The organism is Synechococcus sp. W60.3 (assembly GCF_047502615.1).
Classification (GTDB): Bacteria; Cyanobacteriota; Cyanobacteriia; order Thermostichales; family Thermostichaceae; genus Thermostichus.
Map to the genome: position 1 here is coordinate 23,807 of NZ_JANSHJ010000015.1, position 13,555 is coordinate 37,361.

13 protein-coding genes are annotated in these 13,555 nt (G+C 60.6%); 4 read left to right on the forward strand and 9 right to left on the reverse strand.

What is annotated here, in order from left to right; translation table 11 throughout:
* Positions 1-10: 10 nt before the first annotated feature.
* On the forward strand, positions 11-676 hold the full coding sequence (locus NW846_RS06990; RefSeq protein ID WP_414515633.1) for a Uma2 family endonuclease: 666 nt from the start codon (positions 11-13) through the stop codon (positions 674-676).
* A 5-nt stretch (positions 677-681) separates the two neighbouring features.
* Here the strand turns inward: NW846_RS06990 and NW846_RS06995 are convergent, their stop codons facing one another.
* On the reverse strand, positions 682-1,320 hold the full coding sequence (locus NW846_RS06995; protein WP_011430384.1) for a Crp/Fnr family transcriptional regulator: 639 nt from the start codon (positions 1,318-1,320) through the stop codon (positions 682-684).
* A 257-nt stretch (positions 1,321-1,577) separates the two neighbouring features.
* Here NW846_RS06995 and atpC point away from each other — a divergent pair, with 257 nt between their 5' ends.
* Together atpC and NW846_RS07005 are read left to right on the forward strand one after the other, a co-directional pair.
* Complete coding sequence (gene atpC, locus NW846_RS07000) at positions 1,578-1,985, forward strand: ATP synthase F1 subunit epsilon (RefSeq protein ID WP_011430385.1); 408 nt, start codon at positions 1,578-1,580, stop codon at positions 1,983-1,985.
* Positions 1,986-2,067: 82 nt separating this feature from the next.
* Positions 2,068-2,574, forward strand: a complete 507-nt coding sequence (locus tag NW846_RS07005) for a heavy metal-responsive transcriptional regulator (RefSeq protein WP_206336901.1) — start codon at positions 2,068-2,070, stop codon at positions 2,572-2,574.
* Here NW846_RS07005 and glmS read toward each other — a convergent pair.
* The 8 genes from glmS to rplI all read right to left on the reverse strand — a co-directional run bounded on the left by glmS (position 2,535) and on the right by rplI (position 12,099).
* The gene (glmS, locus tag NW846_RS07010) at positions 2,535-4,382 is read right to left on the reverse strand and encodes a glutamine--fructose-6-phosphate transaminase (isomerizing) (RefSeq protein WP_099835917.1); all 1,848 of its coding nucleotides are present in this window, start codon (positions 4,380-4,382) and stop codon (positions 2,535-2,537) included. The two genes, NW846_RS07005 and glmS, sit on opposite strands and share 40 nt — an antisense overlap.
* A gap of 188 nt (positions 4,383-4,570) precedes the next feature.
* Positions 4,571-5,794, reverse strand: a complete 1,224-nt coding sequence (locus NW846_RS07015; protein WP_414515635.1) for an MlaD family protein — start codon at positions 5,792-5,794, stop codon at positions 4,571-4,573.
* On the reverse strand, positions 5,794-6,531 hold the full coding sequence (locus NW846_RS07020; RefSeq protein ID WP_240527653.1) for an ABC transporter ATP-binding protein: 738 nt from the start codon (positions 6,529-6,531) through the stop codon (positions 5,794-5,796). Before NW846_RS07020 ends, NW846_RS07015 begins: the two co-directional genes overlap by 1 nt.
* A gap of 310 nt (positions 6,532-6,841) precedes the next feature.
* Complete coding sequence (locus NW846_RS07025; RefSeq protein ID WP_228375215.1) at positions 6,842-7,663, reverse strand: TerC family protein; 822 nt, start codon at positions 7,661-7,663, stop codon at positions 6,842-6,844.
* Positions 7,664-7,915: 252 nt separating this feature from the next.
* On the reverse strand, positions 7,916-8,725 hold the full coding sequence (gene larB, locus NW846_RS07030; protein ID WP_011430390.1) for a nickel pincer cofactor biosynthesis protein LarB: 810 nt from the start codon (positions 8,723-8,725) through the stop codon (positions 7,916-7,918).
* Positions 8,726-8,745: 20 nt separating this feature from the next.
* A complete protein-coding gene (locus NW846_RS07035; RefSeq protein WP_414346621.1) occupies positions 8,746-9,642 on the reverse strand; it encodes a universal stress protein in 897 nt (298 codons plus the stop codon).
* Between the two features lie 127 nt (positions 9,643-9,769).
* On the reverse strand, positions 9,770-11,527 hold the full coding sequence (dnaB, locus tag NW846_RS07040; protein WP_414346624.1) for a replicative DNA helicase: 1,758 nt from the start codon (positions 11,525-11,527) through the stop codon (positions 9,770-9,772).
* A 110-nt stretch (positions 11,528-11,637) separates the two neighbouring features.
* On the reverse strand, positions 11,638-12,099 hold the full coding sequence (gene rplI / locus NW846_RS07045; RefSeq protein WP_414346619.1) for a 50S ribosomal protein L9: 462 nt from the start codon (positions 12,097-12,099) through the stop codon (positions 11,638-11,640).
* A gap of 365 nt (positions 12,100-12,464) precedes the next feature.
* On the opposite strand from rplI, the gene pstS reads away from it, so the two are divergent.
* The gene (gene pstS, locus NW846_RS07050; RefSeq protein ID WP_414346618.1) at positions 12,465-13,538 is read left to right on the forward strand and encodes a phosphate ABC transporter substrate-binding protein PstS; all 1,074 of its coding nucleotides are present in this window, start codon (positions 12,465-12,467) and stop codon (positions 13,536-13,538) included.
* Positions 13,539-13,555: the final 17 nt, after the last annotated feature.

Below are 13,555 nucleotides of genomic sequence, written 5' to 3' on the forward strand. Positions count from 1 at the left end.
AGGATGGACTATGACTGTAATCTCTCTCAAGACCTCGACTTCCCCCATCCTCGAGCGGCACGACGCCACTTGGCAGGACTATGTGGCCATTCGCAGCCATCCTGACCTGGAGTGGCAAAAACTCTCCTTTCATCGGGGTTGGTTGTGGGTCAACATGGGCAAAGAAGGGCCGGAACACGCCTCCGTCAGCGATTTCATCACCATCATTTTCGGGTTTTGGGCCTTTTTGCACCCGGATGTGCCGCTGCAGTCCTATGGTCGCTGTCTGATTGAGTACCCAGAAACCCACGCCTGCGCCCCTGACCTAGTGCTCTACAAAGGGGAGAACATCCCCAAATACCAAGCCAGCGAGCCGCGGCGGATTGATTTGCGTTTCCAAAGACCTCCCGACCTGGTGGGCGAAATTGCCGACACCACCCTGGCTCTTGACCTAGACGAGCAAAAGCAGCTCTACGCCAGCCTGGGCATTCCTGAGTACTGGGTCATCGATGTCAAGGGGCGGCGCGTTTTTGCCTTTGCCCTGGCCAAGGACAGGCGCTATCGGGCCATTGCCCAGTCAGAGGTGCTGGCGGGCCTGCAGATAGCTCTGCTTGAGCAGGCGCTGGAACGCCTGGCCAGCGAGACCAACACCGCCGCCGCCAACTGGCTCCTCCAACAGCTCCAACGCCAGGCTTAAAGCCGTCAGGGCGTTTGGGCCAGCTTGATGATGAGATGGCGGTTTTTGTCCACCGCGATCCAGCCCTGCTGGCGGAAACGGTTCAAAAGACGGGTGATGGTGACGCGGGTAGTGCCGATGGCATTGGCCAAGTCTTGGTGGGTGAGGCGCACCTGCAGGCGCACCCCCGTCGCCATTGGGGATCCCAACTCCACCGCCAATAGGGAGAGCAACTGGCGCAGCCGATCCTCCACCCGCCGCCGCCCGGCCAAGGCCAGCAGCGCTTCGGTTTGGCGCAACCGCCGCACCAACTGCTTGAGCAGCCCCTGGCTCAGGGTTGCTGAGGCTTCCACCTCGGCTGCCGGCAGCCGCAACACGTCAACCGCCGTCAACGCCTTGGCTTGGTAGGGATCCAACATTGTCAGCGGGGATCCCAGGGGCATGGAGGGGCCAGCAAATCCCAACAGCGCCTCGCCGCCATTGGGATAGAGGGTAGTCAATTGCACCACACCCCGACAGACGATCACCCACTCCTCGGGAAACAAAGGGATGACCTGGCCGGGACTGTAGGGAGATAAACTGCGGCCTCGGTAGAGGTCTTCTAGCAATTGCCGCTCCCGTGTAGGCAGGCCGGCAGCAAAATGGCCGGGCATCGTTTCAGGCATAGGCTAGCTCCGCTAGGGCAAACTGGGCACACTGGTCGTTGGGCTTTCCCCTACCAATAACAGCATGGGGTTGGCTTCGCGGCTGAGTTGGGGTAGAGGACAAGTGTTCCCGACAACACCTTACCGCTTGCCTCTTCGACGGAAGTAAAGGAGAGGTTATGCTCAGGTTAAGTCTCGCCACGCAGAGGGGCAGAACCGAGAGCAACCGCGATCCGGTAGGATAGAAGTGCCAAGCTCAACCCTTCAGGAGACCTGCTGTGACGCTGATGGTTCGCGTGATCACCCCCGACCGCACGGTTTGGGATGCCCCCGCCGAGGAAGTGATCCTCCCGGCTACCTCAGGTCAGTTGGGCATCCTCACCAACCACGCCCCTCTCTTGACGGCCATCGGCAACGGCGTGATGCGGGTCAAGGCCGGTGGCAAGTGGTCGGCCATTGCCGTGATGGGCGGGTTTGCGGAAGTGGAAAATAACGAGGTAACCGTTCTGGTCAACCGCGCCGAGCGGGGAGAAAAAGTGGATAAGGCCGCAGCTCAGGCCCTCTTGGACAAAGCGAGCCAAGTTTTGAACACCAGCAGCGACAAGCAAGAGCGCCTGCAGGCCAAGTTGGATCAACAGCGGGCCAGGGCCTTGATCCAAGCCGCCGAGATGGGCCACAAAAGCTGAGGGATCCCCGCTTTTCTTGGCAGGGGATCCGGCTGCGGGGCTGGCTTTGTTAAGCTGAAGCTCTTGGGGAGCTGGTGGTGCTATGTTCAGTCCTGCAGTTGCCGATGGCGCATTGGGCAGCTTGAGAATTAGCCAGGTGGCGGCGGCGGCGGGGTTGCCGGTGCGCACGGTGCGCTACTACGAGTCGCTGGGCCTGCTGAAGCCAACGGTGCAGCGGTCGGAGTCCAGCTATCGCCTCTTCCATCCGGCAGTGCTGGGGCGGCTGGCTTTCATTCGCCGCTGCCAAAGCCTGGGCCTGAGCTTGGAGGAAATTCGCCAGATCCTGCAGTTGTACGACCGGGGGGAGCAGCCCTGCCCAGAAATCCGCCAACACCTGCAGGAGAAGCTGTGGCAAATCGAAGAGCGCATGGCCGAATTGCAAACTCTAAAAGGCCAAATTGAAAGCCTCCTTTCCGATTGGCGGATCCCAGCGGAACCGACGGCCCAGGAGGACGTGATCTGCCCGATTTTGCAAAAGCCAGAGGCCGGCGGTGACAAGGTTGGCAGACGCTACTCGACGGTTACCGACTTGGCCAGGTTGCGGGGCTGATCCACATCGGCCCCGCGGCGCAGCGCCATGGCGTAGGCAAACAGCTGCAGGGGGATGACGTTCAAAACCGCCGACAGCAGAGGTGTGGTGCTGGGCACCTCGATGACGTGGTCGGCTTTTTCCCGGACCTGGGTATCTTCCGGATTGATCAGGGCAATGACTCGCCCGCCCCGCGCCCGCACCTGCTCGATGTTGGAGAGCATTTTTTCGTAGACGGGATCGCGGGTGGCAATACACACCACCGGCATGCGCTCGTCGATGAGGGCAATGGGGCCATGCTTCATCTCCCCTGCTGGGTAGCCCTCGGCGTGGATGTAGCTGACCTCTTTCATTTTTAAGGCCCCCTCCAGGGCTATGGGGGCGTTGACCCAGCGGCCCAGGTAGAGCATGTCGGTGACGTGGTGGTACTGCTCCGCCAACTGCTCGTAGAGGGCGGCGTCTTTCAACAACAGGCTGATCTTGCCCGGCAGCTCGATTAAAGCTTGCAGGTGGGATCGGATCTGGGCCGGGCTGAGGATCCCTTTGGCCTGGGCCAGTTGCAGGGCCAGCAGGTATCCTGCCACCAGCATGCCGGTAAACACCTTGGTGGAGGCGACGGCGATCTCCGGCCCGGCGTGGATGTAGATCACCCCGGCATCCGCCAGACGAGTGGCCTGGGATCCGATGGCGTTGACGATGGCCAGGGTGGGGATCCCCTGAGTGCGGGCCTCGCTCATGGCCGCCAGCGTATCCACCGTCTCACCGGACTGGGTGAGGGCCACCAGCAGGCTGTGGGGGCGCAGCACCGGCTGGCGGTAGCGAAACTCGGAAGCATAGTCCACCTGCACCGGGATGCGGGCCAGGCTCTCGATGAAATACTTGAGCACCAGGCAGGCGTGCCAGGCGGTGCCGCAGGCCACGGCGTGGATCTGCTCTATCTGGGCCAGTTGCGCTTCTGTTAGCGCCAGCCCCTCCAGCGTCACCCGCCCCCCTTCCAGATCCACCCGCCCCCGCAGCGTATCGGTGGTGGTGCGCGGCTGCTCGTAGATCTCCTTTTGCATGAAGTGCTTGTAGCCCCCCTTGGCCGCCGAGACGGGATCCCAGGCTACGGTGATGGGAGTCTTGCGCAGCTCTTCGCCGGTAATGCGCAGGTAGCGCACGCTGGAGTCGGTGAGGATGGCCATCTCCCCATCTTCCAGAAACACCACCCTGCGGGTGTGGCGGACGATGGCGGGCAGATCCGAGGCCACAAAATTTTCCCCTTCCCCTTCGCCAATCACCACAGCCCCGGCATTGCCCAGGCGGGCGGCAATCAGACGATCCGGCGCCTCCCGATCCAAGGCCACCACGGCATTGCCTCCCCGCAGTTGTCCCATGACTTTGGCAAAAGCTGCCTCAAAGCAGCCCAGCTCCTCCGTGTACAGGCCCAGCAGGTGGGCGATCACCTCGGTATCGGTTTGGGAGCGAAAAGGGATCCCGCGCTGCAGCAGGTGCTCCTTCAGCTCCAGGTAGTTCTCCACAATGCCGTTTTGGATGACCACGATGCGCCCGCGCGCGTCGCAGTGGGGGTGGGCATTTTCTTCGCTGATACCGCCGTGGGTGGCCCAGCGGGTGTGGCCAATCCCCACCTTGGCCGTGGGCATGTTGGCCGTGAGCTTCACCAGCAGGTTGTGCAGCTTGCCGGTGGCCCGCACAATCCTCAAGCCCTCTTCTGGATCCACGGTGGCAATGCCGGCGGAATCGTAGCCGCGATACTCCAGGGTGCGCAGGCCCTCCAAGAGGATGGGAGCTGCCCACTGAAAGCCCACATAGCCGACAATGCCGCACATTCCTCACACCTCAACCTCAGTCGCGCCAGCGTTGCGTAGCCATAGGGGGTGCCGTAGGCACAGCACCTTATCCGCAAAGCCTACCCCAGGTTGGGGATCCCTTCAACGGCTTTGGCCGCCGTTGTTACCTCAGCGGGTCATCTCAGGGATCCCAGACTCCCGCTAGAGAGAGGGGAAAGGCAGCCAACTTATGGGGAAGTCTGCGGCTGCCATCCTTGGGATCCAGAGACAATCCCCTGGGCAAAAGAGACGGGCGCAAAACGAAAGTGATACCCTTCGGCCACCGCGGGCTGGATCCCATCTTCTCCGGGCACACTGGAAACCAAGTTGCTCAGCCCCAACACCAGCTCTCGCAGGGCGCGGCGAAACTGGGGATCCCCGGTCAGCTCGTCGATGTCGGCGGTAATTTTTTGCATATTCTGAAAGGTGATGCGGGCGGAATCGAGGGTTTGGCGCAGAGTAGCTAAAGTGCCCGGATCGTTGAGGCTGGCGGCAAGCTGCCGCAGATCGTCGGTAGCTTGGGACACGTTCTCCGCCGCCGCTCGCACCTCGGCCAGGATCTGGCGCACATCCGCCTGCAGTTGCGGATCGGTAAGCAGCGGGCGAACCGCGCTCGACATGGCTTGCAGATCAGCGCTCACCTGCTGGATGTTTTCCAGGGCAGCCTGGAGGGAGGTGCGGTTCTGTTCCACCAGAACGGTGAACCGATCGGCAGCCGCTTGAAAACTGCGGGCCGTTTCCCTCACAGCTCCAGCCGCGTCTTGGATAGCCACAGCAGCCGAGGTAAATTGCGACAAGTCCAGATCTTCGGTGCGCAGGGCAGCTACTCGCTCTTCCACGGTTTTTGAGAGATCGGCCACGCTATTGGCAACGCGGGTGATCCCCTCCAGAGTGGTGTTAAGGGTGTCGAAGAGCTCATCGTCGTTGATCCGTGTGAGCAACTGATCCAGCCGGATCAATAACTGGCCAAAATCCACTCCAGGGGTTCCCTCCACCACATCTCCATTGCAGATGATTTGACTGCTGTCGCAATCCGCTGCCAGAGGGGATCCCGTTGCCGCCTGACCCCTCCCCTGGGGCAGGATGTCCATCACCGTCTCCCCCACCAGCCCCGTCTGGGTGGTAACAAACAGGGCGTCGCGCGGAATGACCAGCGGCTGGTCGATAGCCACCTGCACCTCCACCTGGGCTGCCTGGGGCAGGATGCGCTCCACCCGGCCCACAGCTACTCCCCGCAGCCGCACGCTGGAGCCTTCCGCCAGGCCGGCCACATTGGGATAGGTGACGGTGAACCGAAAGCCGCGGCTGCCGAAGCGCAAGTTGTAGATCCACAAAAACAGCCCGGCAAAGCCCAGTGCCCCCGCCAAGATCAACAGGCCCACCGCCCCTTCTCGGATTGCTCGCGAACGCATCACACCTGCCCTGCCACTTGAATTGGCCCTTCTACGCTACCGCTGAAAAATTGCCGCACAAAGGGGTTGTCGCACGTTTCGATCTCTTGCACGGATCCCTCCCACTGCACCCGCCCCTGGGCCAAGAGCACAATCCGGTCGGTGGCGCGGTAGATGGTGCTGTGCTGGTGGGTCACCACAATGTAGCTCTCGCAAGCTTTTTTCACGCGCTGCAGATCCCGGATGAGATCTTCGATCACGGTGGAAGCAATGGGATCCAAGCCTGCTGTGGGCTCGTCGTAGAGCAGCAGTTGCGGCTCGTCCTGGGGCAGCGACGGATCCTCCATGATGGCGCGGGCGAAGCTGGCCCGCTTGCGCATCCCCCCAGAAAGCTCCTCCGGCAGGCTGTGCTCCTTGCCCGCCAGCCCCACCGCCTCCAGCTTGGCCGCCACCAGCTCCCGAATGCGTGCCCGCGGCAGCCGCGAGTGCTCATAGAGCAAAAAACCGACGTTTTCTTCCACCGTCAGGGAGTCGAAGAGGGCCGCTTGCTGGAATACCATGCCTACCCGCAGGGGGGGAGTCTGATGGCCGGCCTGAATTTCCGGCAGCGGGATCCCACACCAGAGCACCTCGCCAGCCTCCGGCTCCGTCAGGCCGGCAATAATGCGCAGCAAGGTCGATTTGCCGGTGCCGGAAGGCCCCACCACTCCTAGGGCATCGCCCCGGTACACCTTGAGGTCAATCCCATCCAGCACCACCGTAGACCCAAAGCGCTTGCAGACCTGCCGCAGCTCTACCAGAGGGATCGGATCGTTTACCTTGGCTGGAGAGGAAAGGGGCTGAGGTTGACCATTCTCTACCCCTGCTGGCGGCTTCTGCTGGCTGTCCCTGCTTGTGGCAGTGGCTTGCTGGCAGCACTTTGCCCACCACTTCTGGCAAAACTGCGGAATCAGGATACCTTCCTCCGGTGGCTTGCCTCCACTACTAGTCTACAAGGCCCTCCCGTTGCCCGAACAACCTGCCGGCGTTCACCGGCCCCAGGGATCCGAAATTCCTCCCTGGGCTCCCTTAGTCCAGCTCAGCGGCAGACTCAACCTCAGCAAGAGCGGCTAAGCCGGCAGGGATCCCTTCCGTCGAACTGGGCAGAGTCGAATCTGGCTGGGCCACGGCTGGAGGAGAAGGACTGCGGCGCTGCGAAAAGCCCCAGACAAACAAAGGCAGCACAGCCAGCACCATCCCCCATTCCGGGAGCTCAATTTGGGGGAAAAACACCTCCAGCAGCATGAGGCTTCCCACCAGGGCGATGATGGCAAAGGCAGCATCTTCCAGGCGGGAAAACTCATCCAGCCAGCGCAAGAACAAAGAGGCCATGTAGCGCATCAGGGTGATGCCGAGAATGCCGCCGAGGATGATCACCCAAGCCTTGCGGGAGACGCCCACCGAAGCGGCGATGCTGTCGAAAGAAAAGACTAGATCCGTCAGCTCTACCATCACCAGAGTTTGCCAAAAATTGGCCTGGCGAGTGATGTCTTGCTCGGGTCCTTCTTCTTCCCCGCGAAAATGCTGCCAGGCCAGCCAGAGCAAGTAACAGGCCCCAAGAAACTGAGCGGGCGGATACTCCACCAGCCAAACCGCTGCAAACACAATGGCGATGCGAAAACCATAGGCGCCAATGATGCCCCAGCGCAAAGCCCGGTTCTGTTGCTGGGGGGTGGGCAAATGCTTGACCAAAGCAGCTAGGGCGACGGCGTTATCAGCAGAGAGGGCTGCTTCCAAAAACACCAGAGCCACCACCAAAAAGAGATCCGTCCAAGTGAAGGACTGAACGATCCCCTGAACAAGAGCCACAGCGGTATTTATTGCCTCGATGGACATAGCAGCAAGCTTCATGTACCCCGGCTAAAAAATCGTTCGTTCAGTGCAGCCAACCCCAGACTGCTATCCTATAATCGACAACTCCTTTCATTTGCTTTCATTTTTATGGTCGTTTTTATGGTCGTTAGGGAGCGCCCCAAGAATGATACCTGAGGAAAGAACCCACCCCTCAATTCTTGGAAACAACCTCCCAGCGGAGACAGCCAAAATCCCGGCCTAGCCATGGCCTGAGTATAGCCTGTCTGGCTTAGGATTGTTTTACATTTCTTAACCTTCTCCCTCTCCAGGGGATGCAGGCGAGGGCAATCGCGACGCCAGCCGCTGGCCACAGCGCAGGATCTGGCCGGCCAGAATCGCAGCCCCAAAGCCGTTGTCGATGTTCACTACCCCCACCCCAGGAGCACAGGAGTTGAGCATGGTCAGCAGGGCAGCCAAGCCCTGGAAGCTGGCCCCGTAGCCGATGCTGGTGGGCACGGCGATCACCGGGCAATCGGCCAGGCCCGCCACCACGCTGGCCAAGGCCCCCTCCATGCCCGCCACCACGATCAGCACATCGGCTTCCAGGGCGGCGCGGTGGTGCAGCAGGCGATGGATCCCGGCCACTCCCACATCCCAGAGGCGCTTGACCTGAAACCCAGCCAGCTCGGCGGTGAGAGCGGCCTCCTCGGCCACCGGCACATCGGCGGTGCCGGCGGAGATCACGCTAATCTGGCCGGGACGGCGGAGGGTCTGCTGGGCCGGGATCCAGCACAGGCGGGCCACCGCGGAATACTGCGCCTGGGGCAGCCAGCGGCGGATCTGAGCATAGGTAGAAGCTTCCACTCGGGTGGCCACGGCCAGGGATCCCTGCCAGTGGAGCCGTTCCAGGATCTGGGCAATCTGCTCAGGAGTTTTGCCCGGCCCCCACACCGCTTCGGGAAAGCCGGTGCGTAAAGGACGGTGGTGATCCACATGGGCGAAGTCTCCTACCTCCTCGAAGGGCAAAAAGCGACAGGCCTGCAGGGCTTGCTCGGCAGAGAGCTGCCCTTGGGCCACCGCTTGGAACAGTTCCCACAAGGTTTGGGTTGGGTCGGGCATAGCAAGGGGATGGAGCGGCTCTACTGGGCCAAAGACCCGCGCGGGAAAAACAACACCGGATGCCAACTTTGCCGCAGGATCTCGCCAGTGAGGCTGCGAACCGACCACTCCCAGAAGCTGCCCACCCGCGGCGAGGCGGTGGCAATGGCGGTCATGTCCTCCTCAGCAGCGGTGGCTAGGATTTCCTGAAGCGGGGATCCCACCCGCACCAAGGCCCGCAACTGCACCGGTTTTACCTGCTCGGCCAGCGGTTCGACTAACCGGGCCAAGTCGGCCTCGGCCCTGCGCTTGAGCTCTTCTGCCGGCGATCCCTGGTTGCGGCGGGCGCTGGGATCCACCACATAGAGCAGCGTAATGGCCTGACACTGGGAAGTTCCTGGCAGCAGTTGGCCAAGACGGCTGAGGAGCTGCCGGCGGGGCTCCTCAAAGTCAAAAGGCACTAGGAGGGAGCGAAATAGGTGGCGGCTGCGCAGGCGCAATTCTTCCAGAGTAAAGGCGGCGATGAGTTGCGGACGCATCACCATTACCGGGATGGTCAGCTTCGGCAGCAGCTCCAAGGTGGTGCTTCCAAACAGTTTTTCGGTGAGCAGATTGTGGATCCCCATGCCTGTGATTAGCAAGTCGGCGCTGCAGGTTTGGATCCCTCTTAAAATCAGATCCACCGCCTTGCCCGCCTGCACCAAGACTTTGACTTCCAGCCCTGCAGGAACGGCGCTCAACACCTCTTGTAAGCGAGCCTGTTGCGCCTGCACTTTGGGGGTGAGGTCTTCGGGAAGGCCAATGTCGTCGTCCTGCCGAGCAACGCTATGCACAAAAGCAACGCGCTCAATCCCATTCAGGTAAAGCTCTTCTAGGCATTTGCCAAAACGCTGCAGTCCATCGCGGCAATCGGTGGCGATCAACAGGCTTTTGAACATATGGCTTTAGGCAGAGGGAGGTAGCCAGCAACAGCGACCTGCCCTAGGGGGCAATCTCAGGCTAACACCTCGCACCCCGGACCTGTCCTTGAAAGGAGTCCCGATCTACTTCTGCTGCGGCTTTCGCTCACCGATAGGGATCCGCCAAGTTGCGAAACTGGGTGTACTGGCTTTCAAACAAAAGGCGCACCGTGCCCGTGGGGCCATTGCGGTGTTTGGCAACAATTACCTCCGCAATTCCGCGATCGCTGGTGTTGGGATCGTAGTACTCGGGCCGGTAGATCATCATCACCACGTCGGCATCCTGCTCGATGCTGTTGTGCACCAGCAGGCCGTTGGCCACAAAGTTGTGGTGGCGGGGCATCTCGATGTCGTAAACCGGTTGCGGCTCCCCCGGCTCGCTAATGAAGACGACGGGATCCCAGATCAACCCCTCCTGCACCACCACCGCCACCTCCTCCTCCAGTTGCAGCTCGTCGAGGGTTTTCCAGCCGTCCCGAGTTAGGAAGGGGTGGTTGCCAGTGGCACGAATGGAAAAGTTGAGGCGGGTTTTTAGAAGACATGTGGGCTGCCGCCCACTGCAAAATACCCTCACTGGCTGTTGGGGCACCAGCCGCCCGCGCCCATTGAGGCTGAGCAGGCGCGGCAGTTCTGCTGAAGGCGGCAGGGCTGCCAGTTGCTCTAGCCGCCAGATCTTGCCGCGATCCACGTCCCTCACGCGGGTATCGCCGGCTAGACAACCCGACTCCCGCAAATCTGCCAGTTGCGGACGCTTGTCTGAGCGCGACTCCACTGCCCGGCTGAGCTGAGATAGCACCAGCACCGGCACCATCAGCTCTTTGGCTAGCGCCTTGAGGCCGCGGGTAATGCGCGACAATTCCTGCACCCGGTTGTCGGACTCAGATCCCTGGATGAGCTGCAAGTAGTCGATCAACACCAACCCCAACGTCCCTCCTTGCTCCACCTGCAGACGCCGCGCCTTAGAGCGAATTTCTGTAACCGTGCAGTTGGGCGTGTCGTCGATAAACAAAGGCAGTTGCGACAAAAAGCCAATCGCCTGCCCCAGGCGTTGCCACTCATTCTCGCTGATGCGCCCGGATCGCAGACGGCTACTATCAATGCGCGCCTCGCTGGCCAAGAGCCGCTGCACCAGCTGCTCCCGCGACATCTCCAGGCTGAAGATGGCCACCGGTTGCTTGACGTAGGCAGCCACATTTTGGGCAATGTTAAGAGCCAGGCTGGTCTTTCCCATCGAAGGACGGCCGGCTAGGATGACCAAATCCGACCGCTGCAAGCCCTGGGTCAGGTTGTCGAGGTCAATGAATTTGGTCGGGATCCCAGGGATCTGAGCCCCGCTCTGGAATCTCTCCTCCAACTCTGAGAAGATGCTTACCAAAACTTCCGAGGCTGGAACAAGGCTGCGCTGCACCCGTTCCTGGGTGAGGCTGAACACCTCTTGCTCGGCTCGATCCAGGAGCTGAGGGAGAGGCTGGCTAGTGTCGTAGGCCAGACGCGCCAAGGTGTTGCTGACTTGAATCAGCCGGCGGCGCATGTATTTGTCCACCACCAGACGGGCATACTGGTCAATGTTGACACTGCTAACCGTCTGCTCCACTAGGCGGCGAATTGCCGCCGTTCCTCCCACCCGCTCCAAGAGCTGGTGATCTGCCAACCAGGCAGAAACAGTGGTCAGGTCAGTGGGCTGGCCCTGGCTGTACAACTGCAGAGCAGCCCGGTAGATCTCCTGGTGGGCGGAGAGGTAGAACATCTCAGGCCGCAAGAGCTCCGCCACCCGCGCCATCGCCTCAGGGTCAAGGAGGATGCCGCCCAAGATCTCCTCCTCAGCTTCTATGTTCTGAGGCGGAAGCCGATCCCCACCGGTCAGGTCGTAATCGCTAATCACCACCAGCCAGGATAGAAAAAACCTAACCTGTCCCCGCACTCTCTGGCTGCTAGGCTGCACACCTAGCACAGGGGGCCAAGTGAGTAGATTCCTTACTCGGGCGTGACCTGAATGCGCAGCGTAGCAGTAACCTCGGGGTGTAACTTCACCTGCACCAGGTAAACCCCAGTTTTCCTAATCTCCTCATTGAGCAAGACGTTACGGCGGTCAATATCGAGGCCACTGGTAGCCAGCACCACCTCGGCAATATCGCTGGCAGTTACCTGTCCAAAGAGCAGGTCTTTTTCGCCCACCTTCTTGCGGATGACAAAACGGCCAATCGTCTCCAAAGCCTTTTTGTAGTTTTCCGCCTGTTGCTTCTCAGCCAGCTTGCGGGCTGCTTCCTGCTCCCGCCGCATCTGCTGCTCCTTGAGAAGTCCAGGCGTAAGCCGCACCGCCATCTGCCGCGGGAAAAGGTAGTTGCGGGCATAGCCCGGCCTGACACTCACCACCTCTCCCGGCTTGCCGAGCCCAGGAACCGCCTGGCGCAGCATCACCTGCACATCTTTTGCCATAGGAGGAAGGCACCCACTCTCTTGACAGCCTTCTATTCTAGGCATTCCCCCGACCAATGTCAGCCCAGCCCCAGCCTCCCCCTGGGGTCTCTACCCTGATTAAGCCCGACAGTCGCGACCTCGGCTGCTGGGCCTAGAAATAACCTAGAAATAACCTGAATTTAACCTCTTGTTAACCAAAAAAGGGTTGACCTTACGTTACACTTAGCGACCGGTTAGCGACTGAGTTGCAAGGGCTGGGGTCTCAACGAGATCCTGTGCTTTCTTCGGCCCGGTGGACTGAGCTCTTGGAGTTAGGTTTCACAGTTGCAGCTTTTGGACCTGGGCTAGGACACGCTCTTCAGTGGAGAGATCTCTGTATGTCGATGTCGCATTCCTTGGGTCGTCGTTCTTTCCTCAAGTCCTTGTCGGCAGTTGCTGCTGGTTTTGCGGCAAGTCAGGCCGGCTGGCAGCGAGTGTTTGCCCAGCAGAAGACGATAACCATCAACGGCGCCGGAGCTACCTTCCCGGCCCCCCTCTACCAAACGTGGGCCCAAGAATTTGGCAAGAAAAACCCCAACATCCAAGTCAACTACCAATCGGTGGGGAGCGGCGCTGGCCGTCAGCAATTTGTGGCCCGCACTGTCGACTTCGGCGCCACCGATAGCGTGCCGCGTCCTGAGGAGATTAGCAAGATTGAGGGTGAAGCCAAACCTCCCAAGGGCATGGTGGCCGTGCCTATGGTGGGCGGGGCATTGGTGGCAGCCTATAACGTCCCCGGCGTAGGTCCTGAAATTCGCCTCTCTCGCCTGGCGCTGGTCAATATCTTCCTGGGCAAGATCAAGAACTGGAACGATCCGCTGCTGGCTGGCCTTAACCCAGGCGTGACTTTCCCAGATCTGCCGATTACTGTTGTGCACCGCTCTGATGGCAGTGGCACCACCGACATCTTTACCACCCACCTCAGCGCCATTAGCCCCGAATGGCGGCAAAAAGTGGGCCGTGGCTCTTCCGTGAACTGGCCAACTGGCGTGGGAGCTCGCGGTAACGAAGGCGTTTCTGAACAAATCAAGCAGATTCCTGGCTCAATCGGCTATGTGGAGTACGGCTTTGCTAAGATCAACAAGCTAAATTTCGCTCGCCTGGAAAACCGGGCAGGCAAGTTCGTCGTCCCCAAAGTTGAGACGGAGCAGGCAGCGCTGGCGAGAATCAAGCTCGACGAGCGGCTGCTGGGGGTTGACCCAGATCCCGAAGGGGAAGACTCCTACCCCATTGTGGGCTACACGTGGATCTTGGCTTACCAAGCCTACCCCAAAGCTGAAACCTCCAAGGCTGTCAAAGAGTTTCTTCGCTACGGCCTCACCGAAGGGCAATCCTTTGCGGAGCCGCTGGGCTATGTGCCTTTGCCGGAGGAAACGCGGAAGAAAGCTCTGGCTGCCCTGGAAAAAATCACTCCGTAGAGGTTTGTACCCCCTAC